Genomic DNA, 12,791 nt, shown 5'->3' on the forward strand with positions numbered 1-12,791 from the left:
AGAGGGAGGCTGGCGGCGACACATGGGTCGCCGCTGCTGCAGTTTTGAATGATATTTGATGGTTTCAGACGAAAGAGGCTTCCTTGTCTTCCGAAAGCCGGAAGACGACGAAGACGCAAAGTCCGGTGCTGACGAGAAGTAAGGTGGAAAGAGCCGCGGCCGTGCCGAACTCGCCGTCAATCACCTGAATATAGATCAGCACGGGCATCGTAATTGTCCGCGCCGTGTAGAGGATCAGCGTCGAGGACAATTCGTTGATGGCGGTGATGAAGCTCATCAATGAACCGATGATGAGACCCGGCAACATCAGCGGCACCGTCACCGATATGAACGTCTTTGCCGGCGAAGCGCCGAGATTGACCGCGGCCTCCTCGATGGAAGGCTTGATCTGCCGCAGGATCGAGGTCGTGGAGCGGACGCCGTAAGGCAAGCGGCGGATAAACACCAGCAGGATGATGATGAGTGCCGTGCCGGTAATGTCAAAGGGCGGATAACGGAACGTCGTGACGTAGCCGATTGCCATGACGACGCCGGGTATCAGATAGGGCACCATCAGCAGAAGATCGAGCGAGCCCGATACTGCATTGTCCCGCCTGACCACGATGAAAGAGAGCAGGCCGGAAACGATGGCGATCAACACCACGGCGGCAATCGCAAAGGTGAAGCTGTTGGCAATCGCCTGCGGTGAATCGCGAAGAATGCGGGCATAGCTGTCCAGCCCGAAACCGCCTGTAAAGACGGGGCCGTTCGTTGCGAGGAACGATGTGTAGATGACCGTAAGGGACGGCAGCATGGCGACAAAGACGACCAGATAGCAGAAACCGTGCACGATAAACGATTTCAGCGGGCGCATGGAGCGCTTTACCGGCCGGTTGGTCAATGAGCTGGCATAACGGCGCTTGGCGAGAATGTGCCGCTGCAACAGAAGCGCGGCCATGGAAATAGCGATCATCACCATGGAAATCGTGACTGCCATGGTCGGCGTGCCGGCCATTTCGGAGGTGTATTGCGCATAGGCGATGGTCGAGAGCGTCCTGATGCCCTTGCCGAGGATTGCCGGAGTTCCGAAGTCTGCGATGGACAATACGAAGCAGATGATCGCGCCGGTGCTGACTGCCGGAAAGACCAGCGGCAAGGTGATCTTGCGGAAGCGTTCGAACGCGGTGCAGCCGAGGTTTTCCGCCGCATCCTCATAGGATTTGTTGATGGTATTCAGCGCATTTTCCGTCATCAGGAAGATATAGGGAAAGAACTTCAGGCTGAAGACCATCACGATGCCCGGTATCCCGTAGATGGTCGGCAGTGAAATGCCGGCGAAAGACAGGAGATTGGTGACCGCACCGTTGGCGCCGAACAGCATGATCCAGGCATAGGCGCCGATGAAGGGCGGCGCGCACAGAACCAGCACCGCGAAGGTGGCAATGAAGGTGCGGCCCTTGATGCGGTAACGCGAGGTGCAGAAGGCAAGCGGAATACCAAGCAGGCAGGCCCCCAACATGCCAAGCACGCCGATGACAAGCGTATTCCACAATGCCACGGTATAAAACCGCCGCGTCAGCACCTGAACATAGTTGCCGAAACCGAAGTCACCCGTCTTGGCGTCGAAGAAGCTGATGAAGAACACGCTGAAAATGGGCAGGATCAAAAAGATCGCCAGTATGACAACGGCAAATGCCGTCACGCTGGTCCAGAAGCCCGGCAGTCTCAGGCGGAAGCCGCCCGTGGTTGCGGTCGCGGTCATATCCGTCATGACAGGCGCTCCCCGGTAACGCCCTCACCGAAGAGCTTGGTATCGCCCGCAGCCCAGGAGAAAACCGTTTTCTGGCCAGGCTGAAGGGCGATGATATCGGGCGACGGCTTGGTGATCGCCTCGATTTCCTCTCCCGACGACAGCACCGCGGCAACATTCATCTCGCGGCCGGTGAAGCTGACCTGCCTTATGGTGACAGGCAGTTCGATGCGGCGTTCATCTTCGGTCGCGGGCGAGCCGACGGTAATCGCTTCGGGACGGATGGCGGCAACGACCGTTCGTTGCGGCGCAATGGCGTCGACCTGCGGCAGCCCCACACTGTGCCCGGAAATGGATATCTGCCCACCCGAACGATCCAGCGTCAGGAAGTTGTTTGCCCCCACGAATGAGGCGACGAAACGGTTGGCGGGGTTGTTATAGACTTCCCAGGGCGCTGCGGCCTGCTGGATGACGCCGCCATACATCACGCAGACCAGATCGGACATGGCAAGCGCCTCTTCCTGATCGTGGGTCACATAGACCGTGGTAATGTTCATGGCCTGCTGGATTTCGCGCAGCTCGCGCCGCAGATCCACGCGCAGTTTCGCATCGAGGTTGGATAGGGGCTCGTCCATCAACAGCACTTTCGGATTGATGACGAGCGCACGCGCCAGGCCGACACGCTGCTGCTGACCGCCGGATAATTCATGCGGCATGCGCTTGGCGTAGGGAGCGAGCTGCACGATGTCGAGAATCTTGCCGACGCGTTCGCGAATCTCGGTGGAAGACGCCTTGCGCTGCTTCAAACCGAAGGCGATGTTGTCGAATACGGAAATATGCGGGAAAACCGCATAATCCTGAAAGACCATGCCGACATCGCGCTTATGCGCAGGCACATGTTCGATCGCCTGTCTTTCGATACTGATACTGCCGCTATCCTGCTGGTGAAACCCGGCGATCGTGCGCAGGAGGGTCGTCTTGCCGCATCCGCTCGGACCGAGAAGCGTAAAAAACGATCCCGAGGGGATGGAGATATTGATGTCGGAGAGGGCGATGACATCCCGGTAACTCTTCTTGATGCTGGTAATTTCCACGGCGGCCATGTGCTGCTCCATGACAGATCCTGCACGGCCGGTGACCACGCTGGACAAACGAAAAGCGAATTGTGAATGGGATAAAGGGGGACGGCCGCTTCTGCGCCGTCCCCGGCAATTATCTTACTGAACGTCGAGCAATGTCTCGTTCCACTTTTCCATCAGGCGCGCGCGGTTGTCCGCAGCCCATTTGAAATCGTATTTCGCGTCTGGAACATCGGACAGCGGAACGAGTGCCGGATTGGCGGGAACATCGGTTCGAACCGAGCGACGACCCGCCTTCACCACGATTTCCTGCGCTTCCTTGGAGACGATGAAATCGATGAAGGCCTTGCCATTGCCGGCATTCGGCGCTCCCTTCACGAGCGCCATGCCGTCAGGCGCGATTGCCGTACCCTCTTTCGGATAAACGATTTCGACCGGCGCGCTGCCGAGCTTGTAGCGCAGCGCGGCATCTTCCAGCGTAATGCCAACGGCCTGTTCGCCATCGTTGACGAAACGCGGCACCGCGCCTGAAGAGGTGGAAAGAACCGAGTTGCCGAGAATGCCGGTATAAATTTCCCAGCCTTTTTCCTCGCTGTCGAAGTCCTGCAATACCGTCGCCATCTGAATATAGGCCGAGCCGGACTGGTCGGCGCGGGCCGACGAAATCAGGCCCTTATATTCCGGCTTTGCGAGATCGGCCCAGGACGTCGGAACGGGAGCGCCTTTCAGGGCCTCCTTATTGACGATAAAGGCCGTGACGACAGCCGTGAAAGGCACCCAGTTCGCGCTCGGTGAGAAGGCAGGGTTGATCGACGCAGCCTCAACCGGCTTGTATGCCTCGAAAAGGTCGGCGGAGAAATCGATGACCGTTCCGTCAACGCTCCAGATCACATCGCCCGCCGCCTTGCCGCTTTCCGCCTTGATGCGGTTCATCAGCTCGCCGGACCCGGCTTTGACAAGCTCGACCTTGGTGCCGGTTTTCTTTTCGAACATGGGCAGCAATTCGTCCATAAGCTGCTGCGGGGCAGCGGAATAGACCACGACGGTACCTTCGGCATGAGCGAAAGCCGCGCTGGCAAGAAAAGTGGCGCCGGCAAAAAGGCGCGCGAAAATAGTGCATGATTTACGCATAAGGGGGCTCCGTTTTTTTGTTCCCTGACAGACCGGCCCTGCGACATGATTTCTTTTTGATTTTGCCTGTCGCCACCCGCTGTCTATTATTTATTTTCTTTACGTAAATTAATTAGTCAAGCCGGAATTTATTTTGAATGCGAAAATAAAATATCCAATTGAAAAGAAATAATTTTTTATGATTTTCACTTACACGCCTTCAATCTCAACGGCAGGTTTTCCGGCAAAACGAGGTGTACAATCGCACGATTTGCGCTAATCATCCGGCGTAACTTCTCGCGGGGAGACTTGTTTGATCGATCTCGGCTACAATGAGCGGCGTCTGCTTGAGATTTTGCGCGGCAAGGGAGGCATGTCGCGTATCGAGCTGGCGCGGGAGATGGATGTTTCCGCACCGACCCTTACCCGCCTGACGGCCAATCTCCTGGAATCCGGCCTCATCGTCGAAGCGGAGGAGGCCCGCAATGACGGTAAACGGGGGAAACCCTCCACCGCCATCGAAATCAACCCGAACGGGCTTTTCACGCTGGGGGTCTACTTCAATCCAGACGATCTGCGTGTCTGCGTGGCCGATCTCAACGGCACGATAAGGCAGGAAATCAGATCGGAACTGGAAGGGCACAGTTTCGAGCATATTATGGAGATGGCCGAGGCCGCCGCCCGACAAGTGCTTGAAAAAGCAAAGATAAGAAAGAAAGATGTGCTGGGCTGCGGCATCAGCTTTCCCGGCCATTTCAAGCGTGATCGCGCCATGTCTTTCGCATCAAGCAGTTCGAAAGCTGGCGCGACATCGACGTCGACAAGGACTTCCAGCCCTATTTCGATTTCCCGGTCTTTCACGAAAATGACGGCAATACCGTCATTCTTTCCGAACTCTATTACGGTGCAGGCCGCAATATCCGCAATTTCGCAATGATCTGGCTGACATATGGCATCGGTGGCGCCCTGGTGGTGCAGCGCCATCTCTATCGCGGCACAAATGGCAATGCCGGCGAGTTCGGCGGGCTGTTTCCGAAGTCCCATCCCCGCCCCTCGGGACAGGACCTGTGCGACACTCTGGCTGCTCAAGGCATCGGCATTCGACGCCTGAAGGACATTGATGAAAGTTATGCCGACCATCCCGCCGTGGTGTCGTGGCTGGAGCGGGCAACCGATCAGCTTCGTCTGCTTTCACTGACGGTCGCCCGCACGATGGATCCGGCAGCCATCATTTTCGGTGGATCGCTGCCGGACTGGATTCTCGAACATATCGTACGGCGTATCGGTTCTCTGGAAATACTCGGCGAGGATTTTTTCGTCGAGCCGCCGGAAATACGCAAATCGATCATGAGCGACTTGCCTCATCTCGGCGCCGCCAGCATACCGATCTACCGCGCCACCACGCCCAGCTATTATTCCGGGCGGGCGCTGAAGGGCTGGGCCTGACATGACATGACATGGCCGGCAGAACTGTTTTCCGCATTTGTCTGCCTGTTGATGACAGGGGAACCCGCTATCTGGATATGCGCCGCCGGAATTCCTCCGTGCCCTGCATGATCTTGTCCAGAAGAGCCTCTATCGCCCAGAAACGCTCCTGAATATCGAACGTCACCGCACGGCTTTCGATGTCGCTTATGGTGCCGAGGCGCTGGTGATAGAGCTTCGCCAGTTTGGGATAGCCCATAGGCTCCGCCATGGCGGCGAGCGCCAGATAGACCGACAGCTCGTCAGCCAGTTCCGGTTGCCGGCCGGCTTCCGTCAGCAGCCATTTGTAGAGATCGGGATGGAAATTGGTGAAGACCCCGGTGAAACCGCGCGATCCCGCTTTCATGGCGTCGAATGCAATCGCCGCATTGGCGTTGACGATGGCGAGCGGCGTATTCGCGGCGAGCGCTACACGCCGCTTGACCGTTTCAAGATCACAGGAGACATCCTTGAGGATAACGAAGCGACCGCTATTGGCGCAGAAGGAAATTTCGGCATCGGTCATGAGACGGCGATAGGGCGCCGGGCATTCGTAGAGACCAAGCGGCAGGTCGGAAGGCAGACGCTCCAGGAGCCAGCCGAGATCGTCGAGAAACTTCGAACCGCCCTCCTGCCGGGCATCCAGCCGGTTGGTGACAAGCACCATGCCGTCAACACCCGTCTGCGCGATGGCATTGAGCTCTTTCTGCTGATCCTCAAGCGTCTCGCTGATATGGCCCGAGGCAATGACGGGAATGCGGCCGGCTGCGGCCTTCTTAACAAAAGCAGCCAGTTCCACGCGCTCCTCAAGGGTGAGGAACATCATTTCAGAAGACTGGCAAACGGCAAACAGCGCGTCCGATCCATTGGCGATGTACCATTCCACGAGATTGGCGACGCCCTCGAAATCTATCTTGTCGCCCCTGAAGGGGGTAATCATCACGGGAATGATGCCTTCGATACGCTTGGTCATTGTTTTCGTCCTGTCAAACATATGTGGTTCCGGCATTCCGATGCGGAAGCCTTGCCGGCGTGGATCAGAGCTGGTTGCGTGGCTGGCGGTTCGCGAGCACATCGATCACGGCCTCGGCGGTAATCCGGCCGATAGACGTGTAGGTTTCATAGGTTTCCGCGGCCGTATGCGGCGTGGTGACGATCTGCGGCAGGGTGAAGAGCGGATTATCGGGCAAGGCAGGCTCCATCTCATAGACATCGATCGCCGCTGCCTGAAGATGGCCGCTGACGATGGCGTCGTAAAGCGCCTTCTCATCCACAAGGGCGCCGCGTGCCGTGTTTATGAAAATCGAGCCGGGTTTCATCCGGGCAAAACGGCCCGCATCCATGAGACGGCGCGTCTCCGGCAGGCTCGGCATCATCATCACGAGAATGTCGGAAGACGAAAGCACCTCATCCATCTCGCACATCCGCACGCCAAGCTTCGTTGCGGCAGCCTGGTCGGGAAACTTGTCGTAAGCGATCACCTCCACATCGAAACCGGAGAGCTTGCGCGCGATCTTGCGGGCGATGTTACCGAAACCGAGGAGACCGACACGGCGGCCGATCAGTTCCTGCCCGACGAAACGGTCCCACGCGCCACCGCGCAAGGCATCGTGCAGATAGGGTATCCGGCGCATTGCCGAAAGGATCAGCCCGAGCGTCAGCTCGGCCACCGCATTGGCATTGCCGCCCGGCGCATTCGTCACCGCGATGCCATGCCGGTGGGCCGCATCGATATCGATATTATCGACACCGACGCCAAAACGCGCAATCGCCTTCAGTCGCGGGGCAAGGTCGAAAACACGGTCGTTCCAGGTATCGACACCGGCGATAACGGCATCGACATCGCCAAGTCTTGCCGATAATTCGTCAAATGTCATCGGCCGCCCGAAGCCGTTTTCAACGACATCGATACCTTCCGCCTCCAGCATCGCCTTGGCGTCCGCGCAATAGCGGGAATAATTCGTTGCCGTTACCAGTACGGTCTTGCTCATTGCAGTGTCTCTCGGAAAATCGGAATTAAATACGTGCACCGGCCTGATCGAACAGAACGCAGCGATCGGGATCGAAGCTCATGGTCAGGATTTCGCCCGGTGCAGGCGCCATATCGCCCGGCAGGCGGCAATTCAGCCGGTTGCCGGCAATATCCAGCAAGGCGAGCGTGTCGGCCCCCAATGGTTCGATCAGTTGAACGGGACCGGAAATCGTGGCGGAAGACGAAGCCCGATGGGCCGAATCCAGCGAAAGATGTTCTGGCCGCACGCCGAGTTCCGCAGCACCTTCATAATCCCGGCGTTCGACCGAAACGGGGATGCGCGTGCCATCCGGCAGGGTTGCGACCCCCTTCGAAAGCTGCACGGGCAGGAAATTCATGGCCGGCGCACCGATAAAACCGGCGACGAAACGGGTTCTCGGGTTGCGGTAAAGCTCCTGCGGCGCACCGATCTGCTGGATGTGACCGTCCTTCAGCACGACGATACGGTCGGCCATGGTCATGGCTTCCACCTGATCGTGGGTGACATAGATCATGGTGCTGCCGAGCCGCTGGTGAAGCTGCTTGATTTCCGCACGCAGATCGACACGCAGCTGGGCGTCGAGATTGGAGAGCGGCTCATCGAAGAGAAAAACCTTCGGTCCGCGCACCATGGCGCGCCCCATCGCCACACGCTGGCGCTGGCCACCGGAAAGCTCGCGCGGGCGTCGCTTCAGCAGATGGGTAAGCTGCAGGGTGCGCGACACGTCTTCGACGCGCTGCTTCACCTGCGCCTCCGGCACACCGTTCATCCGCAGGGCAAAGCCAATGTTCTTTTCCACGGTCATATGCGGATAAAGCGCATATTCCTGAAACACCATCGCCACATCCCGCTCCCAGGGACGAAGCCTGTTGACGACCGCTCCGTCAATGGAGATCGAACCCTCCTGAAAATTCTCCAGGCCGGCAATCATGCGCAGCAGCGTCGATTTTCCGCAGCCGGAAGGACCGACGAAGACAATGAACTCGCCATCGACAATATCGAAGGAGAGGCCATGGATGACAAGGTGCGCGCCGTAAGCCTTGACGACGTTCTGAATGGAAAGAGTGGCCATGGAATTATCCTTTGACTGCCCCTGCGGACAGGCCCGCGACAAGGCGGCGCTGGACGAGCAGGGTAAGAATGAGCGGCGGAAGAGCGATCATGGTTGCGGCGGCCATCAGCGCACCCCAGTTGGTGACGCCCTCGCCGATGAAATTGAACGACGCGACGATGGCGGTCTTGGTGTCGAAGCCGGAGAGCGCCAGAGCGAACAAGAAATAGTTCCAGGTGAAGATGAAGCAGAGAATGGATGACACCACCACGCCGGGCATGACCACCGGAAGAACGATGCGCCAGAGCACCGACAGCGGACGGCAACCGTCCATCTGGGCGGCTTCCACCAGTTCGCGCGGCATGGCGTCGAAATAGGGCAGCATCGTCCACAGGGCGACCGGCATGGCGATGACGGCATGGGTGAGGATCAACACCGTGTAGGAACCGACAAGCCCGAGTTCGGAAAAGATGATGAACCAGGGCAGCAGGAACAGCGTGCCCGGCGCCATGCGTGAAAACAGCGCCAGTGTCGCGGGCCATGTGGTGCGATGCCAGGAGACCGCAAAGGCCGCCGGAAATGCGAGCAGGAGGCCGAGCAACGTCGCGCCGGTCGAAACGATGAGCGAATTCAGCGTATTGGACAGAAATTCCGTGCGCTCGAAAAGCTGCCGGTAATTGTCCAGGGTGGGCGTGAAAAAGAGGCTCGGCGGCAGCTTCGTCACCTCGTAACGATCCTTGAAGGACGACAGGATCATCCAGAGGATCGGGGTGATCGCGGCGATGACCAGAATGGCGGTGCTCAGACCGCCGCGCAGTCTTTCGGCAAGGGAAGGCTGGTATGCCTCGTGTTCGTGCATGAAAATTCCTCCTCGATTTACCAGGTGACGGCCTGTCGCAGCCGGGAAAAGGCGACGACGGTGACCATGACGACGGCCGCGAGCGTGATCATGCCGGCCGAGGCGTAGCCGAAACGGGAAAACTCGAAGCCCTGCTGGTAGGCATAGATATTGAGCGTGGTCGACGCATTGCCCGGCCCGCCGCGCGTTGTGATGTAGATCACGTCGAAGAAACGCAGCAGATCGACCGACCGCAGGATCGCGGCGGACAGGAGCGTCGGCGCAAGCAACGGCAGGGTGATGTGAACGAGCCTCTTCCAGCCGATCACGCCATCGATCTCCGCCGCCTCGAACACCTTCGTCGGCAGGGACTGAAGGCCGCCCAGAACCAGAAGTCCGATCAGCGGCGACCATTGCCATGTGTCGACGGCGGCAACCGTCAGAAGGACCCACTTGGGATCGGCGAGCCAGAGGCTCGGGCCAATCCCCACCTCCCCGAGCAGCCAGTTCGCGACGCCGACGGCCGGATCGAGAATGACGATCGCCATCATGCCCACGACCACCGGCGGCATCATGAAGGGCATGACAGCCACCGTGCGAACGAGATTGCGCGCGCTACGCACCCGGTTGAGGGTGAAACCAAGCCAGGTGCCGATCACCATCTGCATGGCGAGCGCGAGTCCATAAAGCACCCATGTCAGAATGAAGGCGTTGTGAAATTCCCCGTCGGAAAGCAGCTCAAGATAATTCGCAAGACCGACGAAACGATCATCCATGCCGAGCGAGTTTTCGCGCAGCGAAATCCAGATCGCATAAAGAATGGGGAAAACGATCATCAAGCCGACGAATGCCACGGCGGGCGCCATCATCCAGCGAAAGGAAAGAACGGTCTGGCCGGGGCCGGAGATGCGGGAAGGCATCGGAGCGGTCATCACACGGGGATCCCTCATGAAAATGATATTTGTGTCTGCAATTGCTTGCCCCAAGCCGCGCCAGGTCGCACGCCGTGAAACTGACCGGCGGCTTGTGCAACGATTGGGGAGAGCAATATTTCCCGCCGGGGATCCGGCTCCGGACTTTGCAGTACGGAACCGGATTTCCCGGGAGGAATTCCTGGAGCCGGCGAATTATTGCAGGGCGAACAGGGCCTTGTCCGCCTCGCAGGCGCCATCCTTGATCGTATTGTTGCCGAGCAGATAATCCTGAACCACCTTGCCGATGATCTCGCGGGTCTGCGGCACCTTGTCGGTCGGCGATGCGTAGTCGCCGGTGCCGGTCTTGCTAATCTGCCTGATGGCGTCGGCCCAGCTCTTGCGGATCGGCAATTCGTCGGTGAATTTTTTCATATCCGCACCGTCAAAGACCGAGCTGCGTGGCGGCGCGACACCGGCCTGAATGAGACGGGCCTCGATTTCCGGCGACGTCGCCCATTGCATGAACAGCCAGGTGGCCTCCTTGCGTTTGGAGAAATTCGACATCGACAGACCCCAGCCGAAGGCGACGGGCTTGAAAATGCCGGTTTCCTTGCCGGGCGGCAGCACCTTGATAGCAAGATCTTCAGCACGGCCGGGGAATTTGACGATATTGGAGAATTCGTTGGAGGACTCATGCGTCATGGCGACCTTCCCCTGGCCGAGAAGCTCGACGACCTGCGGGAAGGAATGGTTGGAAGCGCCGACGGCGCCATAGGTTTTCAGAAGATCGCCATACATCTGCAGGCCGGCTATGGTCTTTTCCTGGCACAGACCCGGCTTGGTCTTGTCCGCAGACTTGAAGTCGCCGCCAAGATTGAAGACGAAAGACGCCATCGGATAGGGTATCGCATTGCGCACGCCGCGCGCCGTCCAGGCGTTGACCGACTTGTCGCATTCCGAGATTGTTTTTGCAGCGGCGGGAATGTCTTCGAGATATTGCGGTTCCGGAACATTGCACTTGGCGAAAATATCCTTGCGCCAGTAGAACAGCGGACCTTCGACATTGATCGGCACGCCGGTCAGCTTGCCATCAAAAATCTCGTTCTTGCGCAGCCCCTCGCCGAAATCCTCGAAATTGAAATCCGGCGAGGTCAGGCTTGCATCCTTCAGCAACGGGTTGAGATCGGCATACCAGCCAGCCTTGTTGTAGACCGCGCCCTCACGGATTTTCAGCGAAATGAAGGCATCGACATCGGATGACCTCGCCTGCATGAGCGTCGACAGACGTGCGCGGATCGGGTCTTCGTTGAGAATCTCGACGCGAACCTTGATGCCGGTCTTTTCCGTGAATTCACTGGTCATATCCTTGATGGCATTCGGCCAGGGATGGTTCGTGAACAGAACATTTATTGTCTGGCCTTCCTGTGAACGCCAGTTGAAATCGGCGGCTCCCGCAATCGAACCGGTAAAAACGACGCATGATGCAAGGGCTGCCATTTTTGACGCCGCCGCCAGACTGTTTCTGAAAAATTTCATGTCAATCATATCCTCCCAAATCTCGGTTATTTTCCTCAATGACGTATCGCCCCCGGATGAGAATGCGGGCGCATACCTCTCCCTCCCGGTCGGCGCGGATTTGCTGCGCGACCGCATCTCCTCCCTCAAGACAGACGGAAGCTAGCAGGAAAATTTCACTGCCGCAATAGCTAACATGTTACTATGATTGATAGTGACATTCACCTGCGGCGCCCTTATGCATTCGGCAGCGGTTTCATTGGACGTCACGCTCTGGCGTGGCTGCCCCAAGCGTAGGGAAACGGCCCGAAAGGCCCGCCAGAAGAGCCGCTACCGTGCGATCGCGCGGTTTTTGGCATTGTGAATATGCTGCTCCATCGCGGCGGCTGCAGCGGCCGGATCGCGTGAGGCAATCGCATCGAGAAGGTTCAGGTGATCGTACATCGTGGGCAGGACGAGCGGAGGATTGAGCTGCGTATGTGCCTGGCGGATCAGCCGGATTTTTATGGCGTTCACACGGTAGATATTGGTGAGGATCGAATTCTGCAGGGAATCGATCATCCCGTGGTGAAATCGGGAATCCAGCTCCTGCGCCCTGTCCACAAGGGCTCTGGAGACGTGATTGGCGTCCGGCTCGGCATTGCAGGCATCGATGATATCCAGATGTTCCTGTCGGATGGCCTCCAGCGTCTCATCGCTAACCAGCCTCGCAAATATCTGAACCGCCTCCTTTTCCAGAAACAGCCTGACCTGAAATGCATCCTGCACCAGATTGAGATCGACCTGGGCGATCTGCATGCCACGCTGCGGAACCGTCACCAGCAGCCCTTCGGCCTCAAGACGCGGGATCAGCTCACGGATCGCCGCAAGCGGCAACTGGGTAAGCTCGACCAATTGCCGTTGCGAAACAAATTGTCCGGGGCGAAGCTGGCGGGAAAGAAGGTGCTCCGTGAAACTGGAATAGGCGCGGTCTCTCTGATTGACGTGCCCCTCCGCATTTCTCAGGCTACGGCCATCCTTTTTCTTTTTCTCTACCAATGAGCGAACCTCCAATGCATGTATCTAACATGTTAGTAAGG

10 protein-coding genes and 1 pseudogene are annotated in these 12,791 nt (G+C 58.2%); 1 reads left to right on the top strand and 10 read right to left on the bottom strand.

The genetic code is table 11. The features are described from left to right. Nucleotides 1-64: 64 nt before the first annotated feature. The 3 genes from L901_RS25620 to L901_RS25630 form a co-directional block, all read right to left on the bottom strand. The gene (locus tag L901_RS25620) at nt 65-1,750 is read right to left on the bottom strand and encodes an iron ABC transporter permease (RefSeq protein ID WP_020812367.1); all 1,686 of its coding nucleotides are present in this window, start codon (nt 1,748-1,750) and stop codon (nt 65-67) included. Beyond that, nucleotides 1,747-2,844: an ABC transporter ATP-binding protein gene (locus L901_RS25625; protein WP_245289700.1), complete on the bottom strand. Its 1,098-nt coding sequence runs from the start codon at nt 2,842-2,844 to the stop codon at nt 1,747-1,749. Before L901_RS25625 ends, L901_RS25620 begins: the two co-directional genes overlap by 4 nt. Before the next feature lie 102 nt (nt 2,845-2,946). Further along, a complete protein-coding gene (locus tag L901_RS25630) occupies nt 2,947-3,939 on the bottom strand; it encodes an ABC transporter substrate-binding protein (protein ID WP_059761196.1) in 993 nt (330 codons plus the stop codon). A gap of 292 nt (nt 3,940-4,231) precedes the next feature. Here L901_RS25630 and L901_RS27960 point away from each other — a divergent pair. After that, a pseudogene (locus tag L901_RS27960) lies at nt 4,232-5,364 on the top strand (ROK family protein). A 67-nt stretch (nt 5,365-5,431) separates the two neighbouring features. Here the strand turns inward: L901_RS27960 and L901_RS25640 are convergent. The 7 genes from L901_RS25640 to L901_RS25670 form a co-directional block, all read right to left on the bottom strand. Then, a complete protein-coding gene (locus L901_RS25640) occupies nt 5,432-6,355 on the bottom strand; it encodes a dihydrodipicolinate synthase family protein (RefSeq protein ID WP_059761198.1) in 924 nt (307 codons plus the stop codon). A gap of 64 nt (nt 6,356-6,419) precedes the next feature. Further along, on the bottom strand, nt 6,420-7,373 hold the full coding sequence (locus L901_RS25645; protein ID WP_020812372.1) for a phosphoglycerate dehydrogenase: 954 nt from the start codon (nt 7,371-7,373) through the stop codon (nt 6,420-6,422). 25 nt (nt 7,374-7,398) lie between these two features. Continuing rightward, complete coding sequence (locus L901_RS25650) at nt 7,399-8,466, bottom strand: ABC transporter ATP-binding protein (protein WP_059761200.1); 1,068 nt, start codon at nt 8,464-8,466, stop codon at nt 7,399-7,401. Nucleotides 8,467-8,470: 4 nt separating this feature from the next. After that, on the bottom strand, nt 8,471-9,304 hold the full coding sequence (locus tag L901_RS25655) for a carbohydrate ABC transporter permease (RefSeq protein ID WP_059761202.1): 834 nt from the start codon (nt 9,302-9,304) through the stop codon (nt 8,471-8,473). 17 nt (nt 9,305-9,321) lie between these two features. Next, the gene (locus tag L901_RS25660) at nt 9,322-10,215 is read right to left on the bottom strand and encodes a carbohydrate ABC transporter permease (RefSeq protein WP_082710833.1); all 894 of its coding nucleotides are present in this window, start codon (nt 10,213-10,215) and stop codon (nt 9,322-9,324) included. Nucleotides 10,216-10,410: 195 nt separating this feature from the next. Next, nucleotides 10,411-11,733: an ABC transporter substrate-binding protein gene (locus tag L901_RS25665; RefSeq protein WP_245289701.1), complete on the bottom strand. Its 1,323-nt coding sequence runs from the start codon at nt 11,731-11,733 to the stop codon at nt 10,411-10,413. A gap of 309 nt (nt 11,734-12,042) precedes the next feature. Further along, nucleotides 12,043-12,750, bottom strand: a complete 708-nt coding sequence (locus L901_RS25670; protein WP_020812378.1) for a GntR family transcriptional regulator — start codon at nt 12,748-12,750, stop codon at nt 12,043-12,045. Nucleotides 12,751-12,791: the final 41 nt, after the last annotated feature.

It is taken from the genome of Agrobacterium sp. D14, from assembly GCF_001526505.1.
Classification (GTDB): domain Bacteria; phylum Pseudomonadota; class Alphaproteobacteria; order Rhizobiales; family Rhizobiaceae; genus Agrobacterium; species Agrobacterium leguminum.